Raw genomic sequence first — 22,230 nt, forward strand, 5'->3', positions numbered from 1 at the left:
GGTGATTGGAGTAGAAATTAAAAATTCAACGGATTGATTGGGGTTTTTTGGAAACAGAGGTCTGACCCCAAAAAAAGGCGGAGCAATGCTCCGTCTTTTCTTCTCTAATATGAATGATCGATTCCCAGCCGCTTTGAAAATTCCTCTGCCGCACTGTATCCCTCACGCTGGAGGTACCAGTTAGTGGCAGCGGCTTCGATGAGACCCGCCACATCGCGGCCCGGCTGGAGCTGGATTTCAATATGGGGAATTTTGACCCCCATATAGTCTGTGAACTTGGGCTCGTGCTCCAATTCATTGTTCAGGGAGTCTTCCTGCCATTTCGTCAACTCAATATCCAGGACAATTCTTGACTGGTCCTGGAACGCTTCCCTGCCGTACAGGCGGACTACATTGACAAGTCCTATGCTTCTTAAGGCGAGCAGTTCCCTCGTATGATTGTCGTGCGTGCCAAGGAGCGTCTGTGGCCCAAGTTTTTTCAATGTGACAATATCATCCGCTACAAGCCGATGCCCCCTGCGTATTAATGTATGGGCAGTCTCGCTTTTTCCGATGCCCGATTTTCCCCGCAGCAGGACCCCGATACCCGAAACATTGACACAAACGCCGTGGATGGCCATTTCCGGAGCCAACGCCTTTAACAAATAGGCATCCAGCTTCCTGATGAACTCGGAAGTCGGATCATCATCTGTACGAAGCAGGGGAATCCCTTCCTGAACGCAGTATTCCGTCAAATAGTTCAGGCTATCCTGCTGCGCCGTGATGATGAAGCAAGGAGGATGATAATTCACGATATTCCCTATCCGCAGCTTCTGCTCCTCATCGCTTAGCTTTTTTAAAAAGGTGAGTTCTTTTACCCCAAGCACCTGCACGAGCTCGGTAGGGAAAAAGTCGAAATAGCCGACAAACTCCAAACCCGGGCGATGTGCTCGATTCGTTGTGATTTTTCGGTCCAGGTGGTCTTCTCCAGCCAAAACCTCCAACGAAAATCTATTGATTAATTCCTTAACTGTTATCGTTTTCAAGTCGATGCACTCTCCATATCTAATACCTTATGATTCAGGATTATACTTGAAAAAAGAGGAAACGTCATCATCATAATTCCCTAATTAAAGCGCTTGCATGCTTTTGTCGAAAAATCTCTAAATAATTGTCATAATTGTCCTTTGCCGGAAATAAGCCGGGAATTTTTTTAAAAGCACAACGGGCTGGAAATATTTCCGGTCAATATCCTAATGAGAAATATGGAAAGGGTGAATAAGTCAAATGATTGGAAGTACCTGTACCACTGGAATATAATGTTGTAAAACAAGGATAAAGGGTGTGGAAAGAGATGGAGACATTACATATGTTCGAATATTCTCGCGCCGCTTTATTGATTGCGTTGGGGAATACGAAAGAAGGCACTTGGGACGAACGGATTAAAGGCTTTCCCAATACGATCCGGTGGAACGCCGGCCACATGTACGTAACGGCAGAAGATTACCTAAGCAAAGCCGATAAAACTTACGAAATTATCCACCCTGAGTGGTTCGACTTTTTTATCGATGGGACAAGCCCGTTTAAATGGGACAAAGAACCTCCTGCTGTCGAGGAAATCATGGAAGCATTAAAAAATCAGGGTGAGCGAATAATGGAGTTTTTTAATGGAAAGTTGGATAATGCGGCGTCCGAAACGGTCGACATCCGCTATTTAAAGCTTGATACAGTTGACGCGGCCCTGCAGTTCGTCACCTGGCATGACGGCATTCATTTGGGAATCGTCAAGTCCATGCAGTATGTGATGAAATGAAGATTATTGGGAAACAAACGCCTTTTCGCAAAACTTGCAGCTTTTTTCATGAATAGTAATCACGGGAACTCATAATAACCATCATAAATGCTGTCAGCCTTTTCTTTGCTTGCGCGGTTCATCCTGCCGCCTTCCCCTTGCTATACATCTTTATCCGCCATGTTACCATTGATTGCAATGAGGAGGCGATATTCCGTGAATCAAATCATTCGGCAGTCTTTATACAAAGCAAATGATCATTCTTCAGTCAAAAAAGTAAAGCGGGTTGCAGGCGGCTCCATCAATGAAAGTTTTTTTGTGGAAACGGAGAGAAGCAGATATTTTATAAAGTATCACGTGAATTCGCCTAGCGGCTTTTTCGAGTTGGAGGCAGACGGCTTGCGGCTGATCAAATCGACCAAGTCCGTCTCTGTCCCTGACGTGCTCGCCTTTTCTGATAAGAAGGGGGAAGCTTTTCTGGTCATGGAATGGTTGGAGGGGCGGGAAACTTCGAAAACACAAATACAACTGGGAGAACAGTTAGCGGTAATGCACCAAAATTACGGAAAAAAGCATGGTTTCAATAAAGATACGTTTATCGGAACGCTTCCTCAACCGAACGGACTTTTTTCCAGCTGGTTGGATTATTATCGCGACAAGAGACTTAAAGCCCAATTTGAACAAGGGATTCGGCAGCAGACAATAAAGGGAAAGCGACGGGATCGTTTGGAAAGGCTTCTTGAGCGGCTGGGAGATTGGATTCCCGATGAGGTCCCTCCTTCTTATTTACATGGCGATCTTTGGGGCGGAAACTGGCTGTCGGGTCCCGGCGGTAAGCCTTATTTAATAGATCCGTCCTTTCTATACGGAGACAGGCATTTTGAATTCGCCTTTACTGAACTGTTCGGGGGGTTCAAACCGGTATTTTATGAGGCATATGCAGGTGAATTTCCAATTGCTGACTATTATGAGGAGATCAAGCCTTTGTACCAGCTCTATTACCTGCTCGTGCACTTGAACATTTTTGGAGAAACGTACGGCGGGCAAGTCGATGCCGTGTTACAGCGTTATGTGTAAGGGGTCAGGCCCCCACTGCGTTAACGCAGTGGGGGCCTGACCCCTTTTTTGACCTTTTTACAATGGGAAGAAAAAGGGGATTGCAAACAGCATAATGACAAAAACAACTGCCATCAACGGCACTCCGATTTTGACGAAATCAGAGACCTTGTAGCCCCCCGCCGTCATCACCATTGCGTTTGTAGGGGATGCAACAGGTGTCGCAAAGGCCATGTTCGACGCGACGGCCACCCCTATTAGAAATGTGTACGGGTTGGCATCGATGGTTAGGGCCGCATTCATTGCAATAGGTGCAAACAGGACGGCCGTTGCTGTGTTGCTGATGAATTGGCCGAACGTCATGGCCAGCAGATAGATGCCGGCAAACACACCCAGACTTCCCAATCCGCCGAGCGTCTTGATGATCCCTTCCGACAGAATCATGATTCCGCCCGTTTTTTCCAAAGCTGTAGCGATCGGAAGCATGGCGGCAACAAGCACGATGGTTTCGAAGTTGACCTGGCTGTAAGCATCATCCATATTTCTGAGACAGCCTGTCAAAATCATTAATACTGCTCCGATTAAAACTGAAATCACTGTAGGAAAAATATCAAAGACCATTAGAAAAACCATCAATAAAATAATTCCCGCCGCGATCGGCGCCTTGCCGCTTGCAGCAGCCGCACTAGCATGCTCTTGTGGCTGTCCCACAACGACTACGTCGTTCGTTTCTCGAGCCAGTAGTTCTATTGAAGACCAGGACCCCTGAACAAGCAACGCATCCCCGAAACGAAGCTTCTGTTTCGACGGCTCTTTCAAAACATATTGCCCCTGGCGGTTAATGCCTAGGATATTTAGGTTATACTTTTCCCTAAATCCGATGCTTTTGGCAGTCTGATTAATTAAAGTGGAATGCGGAGTCAGCAAGACTTCCGCGATTCCGAGCTGCTTTGACACCAGCTCATCGGCCTCAGACTCCTCTTCTTCAAACATTAAACCGAAGTCCTCCACCATTCTTTCCACGTTTTCCAAAGTTCCCTGCAAATAAAGAATATCCTTCGGCTGGATGACACTATTCGGACCGGCCATTTCATGGTAGGTCATTGGCAATAAATTCAGACCCTCTGCCGATTTTCTCACGATTTTTAAAATATATACTTTATAGCTAGCCGGTGTTCCCAATTCCGTTAGCTTTTTGTCGACCATTTCTGAGTCTTCCGGCACCCTTACTCGAAACAGTTTTCCTCCGAGCTGATAGTCATCCGCGAGTTGTTCCGGAGATAATTGATGCTCGTCTTCTGCATTTCCCCTGTTCTTCCCCTTAGGAAGCAACTTATTGCGAACCAAATATAAATAAATAATGCCTGTAATGACACCAACAAGACCCACTGGTGTAATGTCAAAGAAGCTTAGCTTTTCATATCCGTTTTCAGCAAGCGTCTCGCTGACAATCAGGTTGGCAGGCGACGCAATGAGCGTCAACAGTCCGGAAAAGCTTGCCACGTACGACAGCGGAATTAAAAATTTAGATGGTGTACTTTTTATGCTAATAGCAATACTCACGACAATCGGCAGCATGATGGCAACCGTACCTGTATTGCTCATAAATGTTCCGATAAACGCTACAATAATCAGCAAAATGACGAACAGTTTATTCTCATTATCCCCTGCGGAACGAAGCACGAAGTTGCTGGCCATTTGTGCAAGCCCTGTACGTAAAATCCCCGCTCCAATAATAAACAATCCGGCGACCATTATGACAACCGAGTTGGAAAAACCAACAAGGGCTTCTGTCGGACTTAAGATTCCCGTCAGAACAAATGCCAACAATGCCATGACCGCCACTAAATCCGCCCGTATCCGGTTGGACATGAATAAAATGATCGTGATAGCCAAAATAATGAATGTCAAAATAAGGTCCAAAGTCATCTGAATCCTTTCTTAGAAGCTTATTGTCAATTGTATAGCAAAATGTTGAGAACCGCTCACGAAATTCGCGGAAATTTGTGATGAATTCGTGTAATCACGGCCTCGATTCGAGCATTTTGAGCGACAAATTGACGCAGTATGTAACAGATGCTCCAATCTATAATATTATTCGTTCGGCCCAATCACTCTTTTTCTAACATCCGGGTCTTCCCCTTTTTCAATCCGCTTCTCCAAAGTGGTTCTCCAATTTAGCGATAGAGCTTCACATTGAGATAGTAATTTTGCCTCTTCTACATTATATTTCTCCACGTGCATGATTGTATTACATTTTTCAATCGTCCAATGAGGATATGGCCGATCAATTAGTGCCAGTTCCTGTCCGGCTTCAACGCGCCCCACTTTCAATACACGGTAGTACCAGCCTGTTCGACCTGAATTTTGCAATAGCAATGCCAGATTCTTTACTTTGAACCGGCGAGCAGGCTTCCAACACGGCTGCCTCGGCTGTGATACCTGGATCACAGCATCGCCGATTTCGTAAATATCTCCGATTGAAACAGAGTTTTCAAGCTGATTTATCAAAGAAAAGTTTTCTCCCATCCCGCCTGGAAAAATTTCTGTATCCGGAAGCTCTTTTCGCCAAAATAAATAGTGTTCCGAAGGATAAGCAAATACTGCCTTTTCAGGTCCGCCATGATGTTTCAAATCTGCCTGGCCGTCTCCAACCAAGTTGGTTTTCTCTAACCATATAGGACCTTCAACAGGCTCTTTAAATATCCCGCTCCTCCACTCACGATCCATTGGAAGAGCAGCATCCTTTTCTCCGACAGTCTTCGGCTGCCCAACATAGATTCGTTCCAGCAATACGTCCATTACAGTATCCCCACCTATAGTTATATTTTAGCTTTCTTTTAACATCATTGCCAAAAAAAGAGCAGAGCACCTTATTAGTAGTAGGTGGGATTGATCAACAATAAAAGCAAAATAGTCTAGTGAAGCAAAATAAGAGCGCGTATAGTAAAGTAAAAAGGAATCTTAAAATAAAAAGGGATGGGATTCAATGGGGCTGAAAAAATTAACAATTCCACAACGGTTATCCATTATAGTTACATTAATTATCGTAGTCGCATCGTTCTTAATTTCTTCTAAAATTTATTTTAATAGCAAGGAAATTAGTGCTCTTTCTGAAGGCTGTCTTGATTTAGATGGTGAAATAGCTGTAGAAATGACATTTTTTAACTTAGATTACTCTTTTTCGTGTGAAAAATAATTAAAAGGGAAAGACAAAGACCTTTTCTCATCTTGCAAAAAAACGTTTTTTCTTTACAAGTTCGATTGCTATGCACCTGGCCAGGAAAGTCTTGGTGCATTGTACTGAACCCCAAAAGTTAGACTTAAATATTAAGCAGCTAGTTGGCTGGTATGAAGACGGTATTCAACCGGGCTCATGCCAGTCAACTTTGCTTTTATCCGTTCGTTGTTATAGTAAAAAATGTAATTAGTCACTGCTTGCTTCAACTCTTCAAATGAGTGATAAACTTTCCCATAATACATTTCCTGCTTCATTATGCCAAAGAAATTTTCCATGGGCGAATTATCCAGGCAGTTCCCTTTTCGGGACATACTTTGGAATATGTCATGATCTTTTAGTTTCTTTACGTATGCATTCATTTGATAACCCCACCCCTGGTCAGAGTGTATGGTCGTTCGATAGGGGCAATCTTTTGCTATTTCAATTGCTTCTTCCAAAGCATCCAAGATCGCTTTTGCGTTCGGACGTTCCGAAAGCCTATAGGATAAAATTTCTCCGTTAAACATATCCAAAAACGGATCTAAATAAGCCTTCTTGATGATTAACTTTCCATTCGTATCGGTTGTGCAATATTTGAATTCGGATGTATCCGTCGTTAATTTTTGGTATGGGATGTTTGTATAGAATCTACGGTTGACAAGGTTCTTCGAAATTTTACCGACGGTTCCTTTGTACGTACTATATTTACGGGACTTACGTGTGTATGATGTACAAATAATGCCAAGTTTGTTGGTAATCCGCAGGATTTTTTTGTGATTTACGCAATAGCCCCTCTTGCGTAATTCCATATCAATTCGACGATAGCCATAATTTCCATTATGCTTGTCTACGATTTCCTTGATAATCTTCTCAATCTTTTCATCTGGATTGGGATCATCAAATCGTTTTTGCCAATACATATAGGTTGCCTTTGGGAAGCCTGTTGCCTCAAGGATAACAGCTAATTTGAATTCTTTCCTGAGTTCGTGGATGACTCTGAATTCTGTTTTAGCAGTCGGCTCGGAATATTTATCCCTGAAGCTCGGAGCTTTTTTAAATAGGCATTCTCTGCACGAAGTAATTCTATTTCTTTTAATAGCTGTTGTTCTTTCGTCAACTTTTTCTCATTCTTTTTCTTCTTTGGCTTGTTGGACATGGATGGACGCCCCTTTGTTTTAGAGAGTCCTTCAACGCCTTGATTTTGCCATTTCTTCAACCAATTAAGAATCATAGGCGGTTCAGTAATGCCAAATTTCCTGGCCACTTCTTCAAAGGAATCTCCTGTTCTTAATTTATAGTCTATGACATCTAATTTAAATTGAACAGGATAAGTCGCGCTCGCCTTTTTGGTAACCAAGCCCTGTTTCCCAAACTGTTGGAACGCACTGACCCATTTTCTTATATTCGTTTTACTTTGAATTCCAAATCTATTAGCCAATGAACAATATCCACCTTCACCAGCTAAATAAGCATCAACCACTTTTTGTTTGAATCCTTCATTATATTTAACCACAAAAACACCCCAAAAGTTAGAATTGATTAGTCTAACTTTTGGGGTGCACATCACATGGGAGTCTTTTTATTATTAACAAAACCACAAAAATCCAAATGTAAAATAAAAAAGCTTGTGAGAAAATACACCTACTTTCTCTACAAGCTGATCACCCTTTAGAGCTTAAGTGTTTAAGCATCTAAGATTTAACGGATAGTGCTTACCCTGAAAAATATCTCATTAGCGTTAGAATATACAAAGAGGTTTATCCTCTGCTCTATAAATATCATGGAATGGAATTGGTTTCCCGGGAATGAGGATGCAAAAACACTCTCTCTTTTTTTAGCAAAAAGATGTATACCTTTAGCGGGATGGGAAAACCCTCTCTTATAGGAAGCTTATAGTACCCCTTGAATGAGGACAAATTCCGCTATTTGTACTAATGCAGAATAGTGGAGTTTATTCATTTAAAACATTTACGACGGTTCTTATAAATTGCTCCCGAAAGATCAATAGAATAACATGCAATCAGTTCTTTTTTAACACCAATTGGATGACGTGTGCTTTTCCTGTATGAAGTATTCCTTCCTCCCTGACCTGTTCTCCATAGAAAAAGTGTATGATGTGGTGGCCGCGGCTCCATTCAAGCATATCTTGAGGATCATACAGCATCTCCACATCACGAGGGCCGCCTGTTCCATATTCGATCTGCTCTTTTGAGTACACTTCTAACATAATGATTCCACCAGGCTTGACCGCTTTCAGTAGTTTTTCAAAGACGTTCTTTTGGTCTTGTCCATAAAAATGGCCGAATACCATGACTGCCGCATCAAATTGGTCAGCTTCTGCCTCGTATTCTAAGAGGTTCGCCCTTTGGGTCTCCACTTTCACCTGATTTTTTTCAGCCAGCTTCTGAGTTTTCTGAAGACCGCTCTCCGCATAATCTAGAGCCGTCACTTTATGCCCTTTTTTTGCTAAAAAGACAGCATTCCGCCCTTCTCCTTCGGCGAAACAAACTACAGCCGGGCAATCCCTCAGCCGGCCTGCTTCACTTTTGATAAAAGAATTCGGTTCCTCACCGTAAATATATTCTTCCGTATCAAATCGCTCATGCCACTTGTTTCCCATTTTTAAAGTCCTCCTTTGTTCATTCGATAGATCAAAATTCGTTCATGATCATTACGTTCATAAAAGCAATCCAGCCGGACTTCCTCCACAAGCTTGAACTGAGTGTGATTCAACAAATAATATACATATTCGTTGGATGAGTAATACAAAATCAGGTCGATTGTGCGAGGATATTTTTCAACGGACTCCAAAATATGCTGTACAACCGTCATAAAAATTTGTGCAGAAAAGGGATTAAAAAAGAAAAATACATTATCCCCCGGTTGTATATTATATTCCTGTGCCAGTATACAATGAAATTCAACGCTTCCTCTTCTACGCTTTGCCTTTCTGCTATAGCTTGCTTTGTTCTTAAGCGCATCCTCATACAAAGCGGGATTCATCTCGATTCCAACGGCAGAGGCCTGAAAATGATAATGAACATAAAAGGGGACTCTTCCCTTTCCGCAGCCCATATCCACAAGGCAAGCATCCGCTGTCAGTCTGTACCGCGAGAACAATTGATCCAATGCCTCATAAGGGGTCGGTTCATAAGGGTTATAATGCGGTTCCGCTGGAAATATCCGCTGTTCATCAGTAGTCTTTATAGATAAAAGTTTATCTTGCTTATAATCAATCATCAAACAGCTCCCGAAAATATTTTATTCATTAAATACAGATAACCCTTCAACATTTCCCATTTTCCTCATCTTACTATATTCAAAGACGAAAAAATAATTTAAGGTTCCATACAAAAACACACGAACTCCTTATTTTCCGTGTGCCTTTGAAACAGTGGAGACAATTGGAAGCTTAAAGTAAAAGCAGCTTCCCTCCCCTTCTTTGCTTGTAGCACCTATCGTTCCCCCATGATAATCAATAATTTCCTTTGCGATCGCCAAGCCTAGTCCAGAGCCGTTCTCCACATCATCATGACGCCTGCTTCGAAAGAAGCGTTCGAATACGAGATTGATTTCGTTTTCATTTATACCTGCTCCATTGTCCTTAACTTTGATAACGAGCTGTTGGCCTTCGTCCTTTGTCACTGCTAATTTGATAACTCCGTCATGCTCAATAAAATTTTGAGCATTTTTTAGGAAATTGACAATTACTTGTTCAATCCTGTGTTTATCTATCAACACAAAAAGATCATCATCTTCGGAAATCGATTCTTCATAGAGAAATAAAATCCCCTGTTTTTCTATATCTATCTTGTATTTGTCATAAATTTTTCTCAAATACTCACGTACGTTGACTTTCTTCCTGTTAAATGCAATCTCTCTATTCTCTATTTCCGTCATGTCATGCAAATCATTCAGCATTCGAGAAAGGTACAAGCTTTGTTCGTGAACAAGCTGAATGAACTTCTTATCGGAATTAATAACGCCATCCAATATTCCTTTCGTATAAGCCCGTATAGTTGTCAGCGGAGTTGCAATCTCATGGTAAATATTCCGTATCCATTTGCTTCTTGATTGATGGGCCTCGTTTAATTTTTGATTGGCCGTTTGAAGATCCCTGTTCATTTGCCGGAGCTCAATCGTCCGTTCATGCACTTGCTGTTCCAGCGATGCATTCAGCTTCGCCAAATCACGCGACAGCTTTTCCGTGTGCTTAAAGGATTTTGAATAGTGCCGTGAAATAATAATAGATTGTGTAAATAAAAAGAAAAACAGCCCGACAGATGCCAACTCAGTCGTTTTGATCAAATGATTATAGAACAAGACATCATTCATAATCGCCAGAAAGAATAATAGATTGGCTATAGCATTCAACAAGGAGCTCTCTCGTTTTTTTATAAGCGCTCTCATATCGACATGGATTAAATAGATCAATATAACCACGATGAGTAGTTGAAGAAGCTTCATTGTATTTGTAAAAACAATGGCCGGCGTCAAGATAACAAAAAGACCATAAGACGCCAGCGTAGCAACAATAATATTTCTTATCTTCCAACTCATGTCTTTAGGGAACTGCGTATATGTATACAAGACAAAAAATAGGATACCGAGGGATGCCCCCAGATACTCAAGCTTCTTACCCCAATCCCAGCTTAAAAATGGCAGCGTATAAAAGGCAAGAATTCCGTCCAAACGTACCGCTCTTATCGACACGAACAAACAGACCAGCCCGAAAAAAATCAGCGGCAGTTCACTTCTGCGCAAACCAAATAAAGCTACATGATACAGCCCCATCACCACCAAGCACATCACAATCATCGACCGAAAAAGAAGTTTCTTTTCCCGATATTGGGCAATGACCTCGGGCTCTCCGATTAAAATAGAGTCAACGATCCCCGCTTTCCATTGATAAAAGTTGGATACTTGCATCACGAGTTCAATTTTCTGATCGTTAACCTGAAATTGAATCGTTCTGGGGATGCTTTGTGGATTCATTAAACCTGTGCTTTTCCCAACCTTTCCATTTACAGCCTTAGGTTCATCGTCAATCCAAAGTTTATAAGCCGATGAAACTTCTGGTATATAAAGGGCCTTGGCTGTTCCTACTTCACTTTGTGGAAATTCCATTTGCAGGCGGTAGGTCGCATATCCCTGTTGGGGCAGCCGCTCTCCATCCAGCTCATAGCTGCTCCATGGATTAGGGTCCTTCATCAAATGGGGAGACGGTTGATCCCCACTTTTAAAATCATCAGGTGAAAGCAGCTCATGCCAGTAGAATTCCCAATCCCCATTCAAATTTTCTGTATCGATCTTCGAAAAGTGGTTCATGATATATAACCCTTGCTGTGTATCATCTCTCTCCTCTTTCACTGAACAGGCTACTAGAAGAAAAGTTATAGCAAAAAAAGGATTGTTTGTTTTATTTTCATCACGAACACCCTATCACATCCAAACTTTAGTCCCAATTTTACTTGATTAATCCCTACTTTTTTCAGAAATCGTTCGACAATATTTGTAAAGTTATGAATAGAGGGAACTAAATTGATATAATAATTAAACACTAATTTAATTATTTTTCGTAATAAGAGGATTATGGATTTGTATCCTTCCCCAAAAACTCTTTAATGCCTTTATCCCATAGATAAGGGTTATCTCGTAGCTGAAATAGGAAGGGGATTGCCATGAATACAATTAAAATATTAATTGTTGAAGACGAGCACTCCATTATCACTATTCTCCGTCTTTATCTCGAGAAGGAAGGATTTATCGTCCTTTCATCAGCAAGCGCATCTGAGGGGATGCGTTTAATTGATGAAATGACACCTGACATTCTCCTGCTTGATATTCACCTCCCGGACAAAAATGGCTTTGATGTTGCTCGGAAGTTCAGAGAAAAGTCCGATGGCATCCTCATATTTATTACTGGTGAAAAGTCAAAAAACATCGTGCTTGAGGGTTTTGAGATCGGTTGCGACGACTTTATCATTAAACCATTCGACCCTGTTGAATTGATTGCTAGGGTTAAAGCGAACATTAGAAGAACCGGCTTGGCAGCTTCCGAAATTTTAAAGCTGGGAGATTTGACGATCAACCTTATGAATAAGACGGTTCATAAAAACAACCTAAAAGTCGACCTATTTACTAAAGAAAAGATGCTCCTCTTCTACTTGGCCCAAAACCCAAACCAAGTATTCAGCGCAGAACAGCTTTATGATCGTATATGGGGAATGGATTCAAATGCAGACCTGAAAACAGTCCAGGTTCATTTAAGCACCCTGAGAAAAAAGATTGAGGACAACCCTAAAAAGCCAAAATACATTCAGACAGAGAGAGGATTCGGTTATAAACTCTCTATAGGAAATCACTAAATTAAGCATTTCATCTTGAATTTTCCCAACAAAAAGTATCGTTTTCTCTGTCTTAAGGCTGTCTATCTCCTGTTTGAGCCCTAGACAGTCTTTTATTCTTTTAAAAAACAAATAAATTTTCCCAATAATTTATTTTTTTAACTTCATTTTAACCTATGTACGATAAAATGTTTTTAATTGCTACAGATACATAAGGAGGGGGCCTTATTTTGAAAGTGGCATTAGATCCAGAATGGGTGGAGTTGATTACGCTAGCTAAGCATATGGGATTGACATTGGAAGAAATCAGAGAGTTTTTATTAAAAGAACAGATAAGAACAGAAAAAAACACGGGTTAATTGATTAGGACTGGCCTAATCAATTAACCCGCGTTTTTTTCTCTATTCATTATCGACACCAATGATAATCAAAAAATCCTTAAATCGATTCCCAAATTAATGGTCATTCAAAAATTTAATTTTTAAAAAACCACCTGCTATCAGGTCTTTCACGAGGTGTAATATTCATAATGAAATAGCCAATAATTAGAATAAGAATGACTAGCGAATAAAGCAAAGTATTGATGGGATGGTCGTGATCGACGATGATCAATCTGATCATCGCTGTGATGCCGATGTAGAGAAAGTATCTCAGGGGAAAATGATAATCCTCTTTAAAATATTTGACAATCATGGTGATGAACTCAAAGTATAAAAAGAAAAGAAGGATATTCGCCAGGAAAAGCTTATAATCATTGTTTTCTTTTTGCAGCAGAATTTGGCCGAAAATGAACAGCTCTTGAACAAGTAGCGCGGATAAAATGATTGCCAAGAAAATGAGTGAAATATTAAGTACGGCCTGTAGCACTTTCGGAATCAACTGTTCCAAAGTTAAACTCTTTAGTTTATTCATCTACGCCTCCTCTGACTTTTCTACTTTTATTTTAAACGATTCCTCCTTTGAGATTTATTTAGAAAATGATCGATTGTATGACAAATTAAGGCTACTTGGAATTGCTTATTGGGGCCTATACACACCACTTGGACTCAGGATTCAAATTGCCATTTTTTAACCTTATCAAATGCGCCTTAGCGTATTTGCGCCCAGATTTTATCGAGCTCCGCTCGATAAATTTCCTCTGAAAATCTGTAGCATCCGCCGGAGGCTTTGACTTTATTCAGCCGGGGTTTGCCCCCCCCACTGAATGGAATACCAATAGGCATTCATCTCACCACTTACAGAAGTGGGAGATTTCTGCTGAACGAAGTTAAATACGACTCCCTTCATGCGGAAATGCGATTGAAGTCAAGAAGTTCACTCTTTAAATAGCTTATCCCGATATCAATGTCATACTAAATTCCTATTTTTTCACAAGTCAATTGACTTTTGAATATAGATATTGTAGATTTTGCATTAGGTAAACTTTTTTTACCATAGTAAACTTAATTGAGAAAAAAGGAAGGAGATATCGGAATGTCTTCATTTGTTTTACCCGCGCTAAGCTATGATTATGATGAACTAGAGCCATATATTGACGGACGAACATTGGAGATTCACCATGATAAACATCATGCTACATACGTCAATAATTTAAATAATGTATTAGCCGGGTACGATGATTTAAAAAGTAAGCCTGTTGAATACTTGCTCAGCAACTTAAACTCTTTGCCTGAAGAAGTGCAGACAGGTGTAAGAAATAACGGCGGAGGGCATTATTGTCATAGCCTATTTTGGGAAGTGATGAGTCCTAAAGGAGGTGATGAACCAAAAGGAGATATAGCCAAAGCCATCGACTTTTACTTTAAAACCTTTGATGACTTTAAAGATAAGCTGTCCAAAGCCGCCATTTCCCGGTTTGGCAGTGGATACGGCTGGCTAGTACTTAATGGGAATGAGTTAGAAGTCATAAGTACAGCAAATCAGGACACTCCATTAATGGCCGGGAAAAAACCGCTGCTTGTCATTGATGTCTGGGAGCATGCTTATTATTTAAAGTATCAGAACAGACGACCGGAATTCGTCACGAATTGGTGGAACACTGTGAATTGGGATAAAGTGAATGAATTGTATTTGGAAGCGTTGAAGTAAGTTAATAGTTGAAGTCATTCGTATGCCATTTAGCTCCCGGACTGGTAACCCGGGAGCCTTTTTATATAATCCTGCCCTGAAGAATACCCCACGTTTTACAAATTAGCTTACATCACGTTTATCAAAATCTTCGCTTTCCCAAAAGTCCGCATTTTTAATTCCGATTTTTTCCGGATCAAAAACAGGATCCTTTCCTTCTTTACGCTGCTGTTCATAGTCTTTTAAAGCGAGCATAGCCGGTTTGTAGAGAATCAAGATGGCTATTAAGTTTAGCCAAACCATTATTCCAAGACCAATATCTCCGAGATCCCACGCAACTTTCGCTGTTTTTACACTTCCATAAAAAGAGGCAGCTAATAGAACAATCTTAACAACAAACATAGCTAGCCTTCCGTCTCTTCCCCTGGTGAGATAAGCTATATTCGTTTCAGCAATATAGTAATAGGCCATGATCGTTGTAAATGCAAAGAAGAAAAGAGCAATAGCAACGAAGCCTGCACCAAATCCGGGCAGAACTGTTTCTACTGCAGCTTGTGTATAAATAGGACCCGGCTCGACATCACCCAATCGCTTAACAATGAATGTATTATCCGGCCGAACTGTATTATACATCCCCGTGATAATAATCATGAAAGCAGTCGCGGAACAGACGACAAGCGTATCAATATAAACGGAAAAAGCTTGAACGAGTCCTTGTTTTGCCGGGTGGGACACTTCCGCTGCCCCTGCAGCATGTGCTCCTGATCCTTGCCCTGCTTCATTCGAATAGATTCCGCGTTTCACTCCCCAAGAAATTGCCATCCCAATAATTCCGCCGAAAGCAGCATCAAAGCCGAAAGCACTTTTAAAGATCAATGCAAGAATTGCTGGTAATTCCGTTATGTTAAAAGCAATGACAATTAAGGAAACGAGGACATAACCGATTGCCATGAAAGGAACAATTAATTGTGCAGCTTTTGCAATTCGTTTAATACCGCCAAAAATGATAAATCCCAATAATAATACGATAATGATACCTGTAATGAGTGTACTTAAACCAAATGCATTATCAAGTCCCATCGCAATAGAGTTTGCTTGGACACCTGGCATAAGCAGCGACATGGCAATTGCGGAAGCCACTGCAAAAATAACCGCGTACCACTTTTTTCCCATCCCTTTTTCAATATAATAGGCTGGCCCACCGCGGTATTGACCATCCTGCTTCACTTTGTAAATTTGCGCCAACGTAGATTCAACATAGGCTGTGCTTGCACCAAGGAAAGCAATTGCCCACATCCAAAAAATAGCTCCGGGGCCGCCAAAGGCAATTGCAGTCGCGGTGCCGGCAATATTACCGGTGCCGACTCGACCGGAAAGTGCGACAGACATTGCCTGAAAAGATGAAATTCCTGCGTCTGAACTTTTTCCTGAGAAGAGCTGACTCACCATATCTTTAATCAGCCGAAGTTGCAAAAACCGAGTCATGATTGAAAAAAGAACCCCTATTCCTAGTGACAAATAAATAATTGGAGAACTCCATAACACATCATTAAGCCATTCAACAAACAGTTCCATTCCTTCCCCCTCCTTGGATTTTGTTATTTTAAAATAATGAAAGCGTTTACCAAATTATACATTCAACCTTCGCGAATCTCAATATAATTTTTTTAAAATTTAAAAAACAAGGTGTTTATTTTGGCTAATTGCATAAAAAAACATCGGAACTGCCGGCTCTAACCAACAGTACCGATAGGGCTATTTCACATAAGTTGTAAAAATTGGGTTTCCACTATCAAATGCGCCTTGGCGTATTTGCGCCCAGATTTTATCGAGCTCCGCTCGATAAATTTCCTCTGAAAATCTGTGGCATCCGCCGAAGGCTTTAACTTTATTCAGCCGGGGTTTGCCCCCCACTGAATGGAATACCAATATGCATTCATCTCACTACTTACAGAAGTGGGAGACTTCTGCTGAATGAAGTTAATTAATCAATGACTGCAATGGTGCAGGAATACGTCCGCCGCGGCGGATGAATTTTTCCGAACTGAAGGCATTGACTCCCAATACGGGTGCACGTCCGAGCAGTCCACCGAACTCTACCATGTCCCCCTCTTTTTTGCCCGGAACAGGGATGACACGGACGGCTGTCGTCTTTTTGTTGATCATGCCAATGGCCGCTTCATCAGCTATGATTGCCGCCAGGGTTTCTGAGGAAGCATCACCTGATAGTGCAATCATATCTAACCCAACAGAGCAGACGCACGTCATGGCTTCAAGCTTGGATAAGGTTAGTGCATCATCCATGATTCCACGGATCATCCCTTCATCTTCGCTGACAGGGATGAAAGCCCCGCTCAACCCGCCAACATAAGAACTCGCCATGGCGCCTCCTTTTTTGACCGCATCATTCATCAAGGCAAGCGCAGCAATCGTTCCGTGGGTTCCAACCCGCTCCAGACCGATTTCCTCTAGAATTTCCGCCACGCTGTCATTGAGTGCATTTGTCGGTGCAAGCGATAAATCCATAATTCCGAAAGGCACATCCAGGCGGTCCGCCACGACCCGTCCGATCAATTCGCCGGCACGTGTAATTTTAAAGACGGTTTTCTTGATGACATCCGCCACCTGTCCAAGATCGGCATCAGGATGGCGCCTCAAAGCATTCAGAACAACGCCGGGCCCGCTGACCCCGACATTAAGGACAGCCTCGCCTTCGCCTGTTCCATGGAAAGCGCCCGCCATGAAAGGATTGTCTTCAACAGGGTTGCTGAAAACAACAAGCTTCGCGCAGGCAAGTCCGTTTTGGTCTTTCGTCCTTTCCGCAGCCTCTTTGATGATTTTTCCCATCAGGCCCACGGCATCCATATTGATGCCCGTCCTCGTCGTTGCCACTGAAATTGAAGAGCAGACCCGCTCTGTCACGCTCAGCGCCTCCGGAAGCGCATCAAGCAGCGTTTGATCTCCTTTCGTGATCCCCTTATGTACAAGAGCCGAATACCCTCCGATAAAATCTATGCCAAGCGTCTTAGCTGCTCTATCAAGCGTTTTGGCCAGTTCAACCGCCTGCTCTTTTGTGGCATTGCCTAAAATTTCCGCAATGGGCGTTACGGAAATACGCTTGTTGACAATCGGAATCCCGTATTCTTTTTCCACTTCTTCAGCAACGCTTTTCAAGCGGCCGGCATAACCCGTGATTTTCTCGTATACGCGCTTGTTCATTTTTTCAAAATCAGAATCTGCACAATCCGACAGGCTGATTCCCATTGTAACCGTACGTATGTCCAGGTTTTCCATCTGGACCATTCTGATTGTTTCCATCATTTCAGTCAAAGCTATATTCATGGTCAAAACCCCTTCTTATATCCGGTGCATGGATTGAAATATTTCTTCCCGTTGAATATTGATCTTCTGTCCGATCTTGTCTCCAAGTTCGTCAAATTGTTTCTGCAGAGAATCCAGGTTTTCAATTTCAGATACATCGACCACCATCATCATTGTAAAAAAGTCCTGCAAAATCGTCTGGCTTATATCAAGGACATTCACCTGATTATCGGCGAGTATATTTGTCACACTTGCAATAATGCCGACCTGATCTTTTCCCACAACACTTACTACTGCACGTCTCTTCTCCATTCGCAAGTCACCCCAAATGTATTTTTAAAAACAAAAAAAGATTGGATTTGCTCCAATCTCAAAGATAGTAGAATAACATACAAAAATGTTCGTAAGTTACTCTTCTGTCCTTTTGCCTGAGATTGTGAATCCTTCGGCGCCGCGCATTGCGGTCTCTCCAGAAGCTGCTCTTGTTATAGTGTTACCCATAACCCTCATCGCTTATTTTTAGATGCTAAGTTATTTTATCAATCAATATAAAGGATGGTCAATAAGTTTTTCCTGATTCACAAGTATTGCGGAGAAATTGTTAATTGAGACTTCCACCGTAAACGGGCAAGCAGGCTTTAACCATTGGGATTCTTAAATGGCTAATCGTTCGCAGTCCATTTCTGTTTGGACAATCTTTACTGGCTTTCCTTCAAATCCCATCCTTACCTCCGTTCCAGGCAAATTTTAATAGATTATGTCGTATTTGAGTTATTATTCGTTCCAAGATTTATGAAAATAAACCATTATTCACCATTTGTAACACAAATACTATCCCTTTGAAACATTCTTGTTACATTCGCTTGTTATACTGAGCCTACCAAGAACAAAAGGGGTACGTTATTTTGAAGAAAATTGTCATATCAGCCTTAACAGCTTTATTTCTAGTATTTGGTTTTACAGGAGCTTCCTCAGCCGCCGGCACTACATATAAAGTTCAAAAAGGCGATACATTATGGAAAATTGCTACTAAACATAAGGTATCCGTCAATCAGATCAAAAGCTGGAACGGCCTGAAAAGCGATACAATCAGGATAAACCAAGTTTTAAAGATTACTAAACCTGCGGCAAAGTCCACAGCAAAAAAGGCACCGGCCAAGAAGGCACCGGCTAAAAAGGCACCCGCCAAGAAAGCACCGGCTAAAAAGGCCGCCTATAAAACTATGAAAGTAAGAGCGACCGCATATACAGCGAAATGTAAAGGATGCAGCGGCATTACCGCTACTGGCATCAACCTGAAGAAAAATCCCAATGCAAAAGTCATTTCTGTTGATCCAAAGCAAATTCCTCTTGGATCCAAAGTCTATGTTGAAGGATACGGGATGGCAATTGCAGGAGATACTGGCGGCGCCATTAAGAAAAATAAGATCGATCTTCATATGCCAACGAAAAAGAAAGCTCTGAATTGGGGCGTAAGAACTGTAAAAATCAAAGTCTATTATTAGAACTTCCAAACCCGAATGCATTTCTGCATTCGGGTTTTTCGTTGTGCGCCCGGCATGGGCGCAGTAAGAAAAGCGCAAGCGCCCGTTTAGCGACGTACAAACTGGAGCACTCCGCAATGAGATAAAGGAAACACGGCGAGGTACGAGCCGATGTTGACTTATCGTAGTGGAGGAGTGTGAAGTTTGCTAGTCGCTGGGCGCTGGAGCTAGACAAAGAAAGGCTTCTTTTGAAAAAAATTTTCATATCAGCTTATACTTTCTTTTACTTGAACAAAAGGCCGGGACCGCAGCTTATCCTAATTTTTATATCGATTGACAACATGGATCCCGCCTGAAGCGGAAATAATGCTGCCGGTAATCAAATCTGAATCGTCATCGCATATAAAACCGATCAGCCGTGCAATATCCTCTCCCGTACCGGATCTGCCGATCGGTGTCTGCTCATCTTTTATTTGCCTGGCCATCTCAATATCCGCTTCTTTCATCTCGCCGACAATGTCTCCCGGGCAGACCATATTGGCCGTAATTCCATATTCTGCTTCTTCAAGGGCAATCGTCCTCGTCAGTGACGCGAGCCCCACTTTGGCTGCACTGAATGCGGAACGGTACATCCATCCAGGGGAATGCTCCGCATCCTGAAAACCGTATGTGATGATTCTGCCGAACTTTTGCTTCCTCATGACAGGGATGGTTAATTTTAAAAAATGGTAAACAGCATTTAAATTCCCGTCAATCATCTCATACCATTCGCTGTCTTCGTAATCCATCAGCTTTTTCCGCTCAAAAATATACGGCCCGGCATTATTGATCAAATAATCGATTCTGCCGAATCTGCTCACCGCCTGCTCAACAATGTTGGCGATATCTTCCTTTTGGGTTACATCCCCCTGTACAAATTGTAACTGCCCCTTATAAGGCTCCCATTCTTTTATGAGCTCTTTTATCCTGTCTTCATCGCTGTAATAATTCACGGTCACACTGCAGCCCCTCCGAAGGAATTCCTCGGTAACTTTACGGCCAATCCCTTTTGAGCCTGCCGTGATAATTGCATGTCTCATTTCCCTCACCTCTTCACCCTTTCACAGCATTGCGGCGATTACCGATTGATCAGAGATAAAAATTCCATCCGGGCATCCGATCTTTCTTCAAACAATCCCCTGACAGCTGTTGTTGTCGTTGATGAGTTTGACTTTTTAATCCCTCTTCCGCACATGCACATATGTTTCGCTTCAATCACCACCATGGCTCCCTGGGGCTCCAAGATTTCCTCGATTGCATCCGCAATCTCGTTTGTCAGCCTTTCCTGAACTTGGAAGCGTTTCGCATATCCTTCCACCATCCGGCCGATTTTGGATAACCCTGTAATCTTGGCGTCAGGCATATAACCGACATGGGCTACGCCAAAAAACGGCGCAAAGTGATGCTCGCACATGGAGTGGAATTCGATATTTTTAACCAAAACCAATTCTTTATGTTTTACATCGAAGGTTTTTTCCAAGTGGACAGCGGGATTTTCCTTATATCCTTCCGTATATTCCAGGAAAGCTTTTAAAACCCTGTATGGTGTTTCTTCGAGGCCTTCCCGATTCGGATCATCGCCGCAAAGCTCGATAAGGTTTCTGACACCTTCCATAAAATCTTGAGATTTATCTATTTTTTCCGCTATATCAACCGAGTCCCCCGAAAAAAGATCCGGAAGCTTTTCGGAAATTAATTTCATATCAGCAGGCATTCTTTTTGACCTCCTTTTTTACATACAGATCTATTATACATTAATAGGCTGATTTGTTCTTTTTTGAAAAATTGTCTAGCCAATTTGAAAAGCCGCTCAGAGCGGAGCGGCTTCAATTTCTTCCTTATTTCACCTTTTCTTGAAGCTAAAGAAAGCATAAAATTTTACCGAATTTTCTCTTCAAACAAAGATTACATAATGTCCAGCTCCAGGCGCCATCGGCTCGAGGTCACAAGCCGAATTGCTGTGGTGGCTGAAAAGCTGCCTCATCAAAATTCGTCTTGTGCTTGTCGCCTAAGGCTGCGCGCCTTGCGCTTTTCTTAATTCAACTGAACGGCTGCAAGGCTTCCAAAGTTGTGCACAATGGTTGCTGCCAACAGAGCCGTTATTTGGGTTGGATCGAAGGACGGCAGCACTTCCACAAGGTCAAAACCTATAAAGTTCATGTCTGTCAGGGAACGGACCATTTTTAGTGTTTCATGGCTGCTGAAGCCCCCAACCTCTGGAGTTCCGGTACCCGGCGCATAGGCTGGGTCAACAAAGTCAATGTCAAAGGTTAAAAAACAAGGTGTATTACCAATGATGTCTTTAACTTGTTGAACAACATCGTCAATTCCCCGGTTGAACAGCTCATCCTGTGTAACAACGTTGTAACCCAATTCCAAGCTGGAATCAATGTCCCAGCCACGCATGCCGATTTGAATCACTTTATCCGGCTGGACAAGCCCCTCTTCATGTGCCCGGATAAAAGGAGAGCCGTGCCAGTATTTTTCATCCATATATGTATCCCATGTATCTGTATGAGAGTCAAACTGAAGCAGGGCGACAGGTCCGTAAACCTTGGCAGCTGCACGCAGACTTGCTAATGTGATGGAGTGGTCTCCTCCCAGCCCGATAGGAATGATGTTTTTCTTCATTAGTTCCAACATGGCTTTTTCCATAATATCATAACTTTTATGAATATTTTGGGTGATAACAGGCAAATCCCCCATGTCAATAGCTTGCGTATCTTCAAAAGGCGAAACTTTCAGCAATTCATTCTGCGGTGATAAGGTCAAAGATGCCTGACGTATCGCCTGCGGGCCAAACCTTGCGCCTGCCCTGTAGGAAGCCGCCGTATCAAAAGGCATTCCCAAAATGGCCACTTTGGGGTTTTCCCTTTCGGAAGGCAGCCTCATAAATGTGCCTGACGTGCAAAAATCCGGGGTAAA

21 protein-coding genes, 1 pseudogene and 1 riboswitch are annotated in these 22,230 nt (G+C 42.2%); of the genes and pseudogenes, 7 read left to right on the top strand and 15 right to left on the bottom strand.

What is annotated here, in order from left to right; all coding sequences use genetic code 11:
* Positions 1–104 precede the first annotated feature (104 nt).
* Complete coding sequence (gene hprK / locus FS666_RS05400; RefSeq protein WP_120074335.1) at positions 105–1,025, bottom strand: HPr(Ser) kinase/phosphatase; 921 nt, start codon at positions 1,023–1,025, stop codon at positions 105–107.
* 323 nt (positions 1,026–1,348) lie between these two features.
* Between hprK and FS666_RS05405 the strand changes: the two genes are divergently transcribed.
* Together FS666_RS05405 and FS666_RS05410 are read left to right on the top strand one after the other, a co-directional pair.
* Positions 1,349–1,792, top strand: coding sequence for a DinB family protein (locus FS666_RS05405; protein ID WP_164876370.1), 444 nt, complete (start codon positions 1,349–1,351; stop codon positions 1,790–1,792).
* A gap of 195 nt (positions 1,793–1,987) precedes the next feature.
* Positions 1,988–2,848, top strand: coding sequence for a fructosamine kinase family protein (locus FS666_RS05410; RefSeq protein ID WP_244943851.1), 861 nt, complete (start codon positions 1,988–1,990; stop codon positions 2,846–2,848).
* Positions 2,849–2,905: 57 nt separating this feature from the next.
* Here the strand turns inward: FS666_RS05410 and FS666_RS05415 are convergent, their stop codons facing one another.
* Both FS666_RS05415 and FS666_RS05420 read right to left on the bottom strand, forming a co-directional pair.
* A complete protein-coding gene (locus FS666_RS05415) occupies positions 2,906–4,756 on the bottom strand; it encodes an SLC13 family permease (protein WP_144460967.1) in 1,851 nt (616 codons plus the stop codon).
* Positions 4,757–4,921: 165 nt separating this feature from the next.
* Positions 4,922–5,629, bottom strand: a complete 708-nt coding sequence (locus tag FS666_RS05420) for an MOSC domain-containing protein (protein ID WP_144460966.1) — start codon at positions 5,627–5,629, stop codon at positions 4,922–4,924.
* 187 nt (positions 5,630–5,816) lie between these two features.
* Between FS666_RS05420 and FS666_RS05425 the strand changes: the two genes are divergently transcribed.
* The gene (locus FS666_RS05425) at positions 5,817–6,026 is read left to right on the top strand and encodes a hypothetical protein (protein ID WP_120117816.1); all 210 of its coding nucleotides are present in this window, start codon (positions 5,817–5,819) and stop codon (positions 6,024–6,026) included.
* 131 nt (positions 6,027–6,157) lie between these two features.
* Here the strand turns inward: FS666_RS05425 and FS666_RS05430 are convergent, their stop codons facing one another.
* The 5 genes and pseudogenes from FS666_RS05430 to FS666_RS05445 all read right to left on the bottom strand — a co-directional run bounded on the left by FS666_RS05430 (position 6,158) and on the right by FS666_RS05445 (position 11,375).
* Complete coding sequence (locus tag FS666_RS05430; protein ID WP_313957126.1) at positions 6,158–7,144, bottom strand: IS3 family transposase; 987 nt, start codon at positions 7,142–7,144, stop codon at positions 6,158–6,160.
* A 122-nt stretch (positions 7,145–7,266) separates the two neighbouring features.
* A pseudogene (locus FS666_RS20175) lies at positions 7,267–7,611 on the bottom strand (transposase); the annotation flags it as partial.
* Between the two features lie 456 nt (positions 7,612–8,067).
* Positions 8,068–8,667 carry a class I SAM-dependent methyltransferase gene (locus FS666_RS05435; protein ID WP_144460964.1) on the bottom strand — a complete coding sequence of 200 codons (600 nt, stop codon included), beginning with the start codon at positions 8,665–8,667 and terminating at the stop codon, positions 8,068–8,070.
* 2 nt (positions 8,668–8,669) lie between these two features.
* Positions 8,670–9,287, bottom strand: coding sequence for a class I SAM-dependent methyltransferase (locus FS666_RS05440; protein ID WP_144460963.1), 618 nt, complete (start codon positions 9,285–9,287; stop codon positions 8,670–8,672).
* A gap of 129 nt (positions 9,288–9,416) precedes the next feature.
* Positions 9,417–11,375, bottom strand: a complete 1,959-nt coding sequence (locus tag FS666_RS05445; RefSeq protein WP_144460962.1) for a sensor histidine kinase — start codon at positions 11,373–11,375, stop codon at positions 9,417–9,419.
* A 353-nt stretch (positions 11,376–11,728) separates the two neighbouring features.
* On the opposite strand from FS666_RS05445, the gene FS666_RS05450 reads away from it, so the two are divergent.
* Together FS666_RS05450 and FS666_RS05455 are read left to right on the top strand one after the other, a co-directional pair.
* Positions 11,729–12,415 (top strand): response regulator transcription factor, encoded by a 687-nt coding sequence (locus FS666_RS05450; RefSeq protein WP_144460961.1) that lies wholly within the window; start codon positions 11,729–11,731, stop codon positions 12,413–12,415.
* Between the two features lie 215 nt (positions 12,416–12,630).
* Positions 12,631–12,753: an anti-repressor SinI family protein gene (locus FS666_RS05455; RefSeq protein WP_306428779.1), complete on the top strand. Its 123-nt coding sequence runs from the start codon at positions 12,631–12,633 to the stop codon at positions 12,751–12,753.
* A gap of 115 nt (positions 12,754–12,868) precedes the next feature.
* Here the strand turns inward: FS666_RS05455 and psiE are convergent, their stop codons facing one another.
* Positions 12,869–13,306, bottom strand: coding sequence for a phosphate-starvation-inducible protein PsiE (gene psiE / locus FS666_RS05460; RefSeq protein ID WP_144460960.1), 438 nt, complete (start codon positions 13,304–13,306; stop codon positions 12,869–12,871).
* 561 nt (positions 13,307–13,867) lie between these two features.
* On the opposite strand from psiE, the gene FS666_RS05465 reads away from it, so the two are divergent.
* Positions 13,868–14,482 (top strand): superoxide dismutase, encoded by a 615-nt coding sequence (locus tag FS666_RS05465; RefSeq protein WP_144460959.1) that lies wholly within the window; start codon positions 13,868–13,870, stop codon positions 14,480–14,482.
* 102 nt (positions 14,483–14,584) lie between these two features.
* On the opposite strand, the gene FS666_RS05470 is transcribed toward FS666_RS05465, so the two are convergent.
* From FS666_RS05470 to FS666_RS05480, 3 genes are all read right to left on the bottom strand, one after another.
* Positions 14,585–16,036, bottom strand: a complete 1,452-nt coding sequence (locus tag FS666_RS05470; protein WP_144460958.1) for an alanine/glycine:cation symporter family protein — start codon at positions 16,034–16,036, stop codon at positions 14,585–14,587.
* A gap of 405 nt (positions 16,037–16,441) precedes the next feature.
* Positions 16,442–17,803 (bottom strand): PFL family protein, encoded by a 1,362-nt coding sequence (locus tag FS666_RS05475; RefSeq protein ID WP_144460957.1) that lies wholly within the window; start codon positions 17,801–17,803, stop codon positions 16,442–16,444.
* 15 nt (positions 17,804–17,818) lie between these two features.
* Entirely contained in the window at positions 17,819–18,094 is a 276-nt protein-coding gene (locus tag FS666_RS05480) for an ACT domain-containing protein (RefSeq protein WP_120074315.1), read from the bottom strand.
* A gap of 94 nt (positions 18,095–18,188) precedes the next feature.
* A riboswitch (glycine riboswitch) is annotated at positions 18,189–18,265 on the bottom strand.
* A 422-nt stretch (positions 18,266–18,687) separates the two neighbouring features.
* Between FS666_RS05480 and FS666_RS05485 the strand changes: the two genes are divergently transcribed.
* The gene (locus FS666_RS05485) at positions 18,688–19,287 is read left to right on the top strand and encodes a 3D domain-containing protein (protein ID WP_144460956.1); all 600 of its coding nucleotides are present in this window, start codon (positions 18,688–18,690) and stop codon (positions 19,285–19,287) included.
* A 296-nt stretch (positions 19,288–19,583) separates the two neighbouring features.
* Here FS666_RS05485 and FS666_RS05490 read toward each other — a convergent pair whose 3' ends face one another.
* From FS666_RS05490 to speB, 3 genes are all read right to left on the bottom strand, one after another.
* Positions 19,584–20,345, bottom strand: coding sequence for an SDR family oxidoreductase (locus FS666_RS05490; protein ID WP_144460955.1), 762 nt, complete (start codon positions 20,343–20,345; stop codon positions 19,584–19,586).
* Between the two features lie 38 nt (positions 20,346–20,383).
* The gene (gene folE / locus FS666_RS05495; protein WP_144460954.1) at positions 20,384–21,019 is read right to left on the bottom strand and encodes a GTP cyclohydrolase I FolE; all 636 of its coding nucleotides are present in this window, start codon (positions 21,017–21,019) and stop codon (positions 20,384–20,386) included.
* A 320-nt stretch (positions 21,020–21,339) separates the two neighbouring features.
* Positions 21,340–22,197, bottom strand: coding sequence for an agmatinase (gene speB, locus FS666_RS05500; RefSeq protein ID WP_144460989.1), 858 nt, complete (start codon positions 22,195–22,197; stop codon positions 21,340–21,342).
* Positions 22,198–22,230 lie beyond the last annotated feature (33 nt).

Origin of the sequence: Siminovitchia fortis (assembly GCF_007681465.1) — a bacterium.
In the GTDB taxonomy this organism is placed as follows: Bacteria; Bacillota; Bacilli; order Bacillales; family Bacillaceae_C; genus Siminovitchia; species Siminovitchia fortis.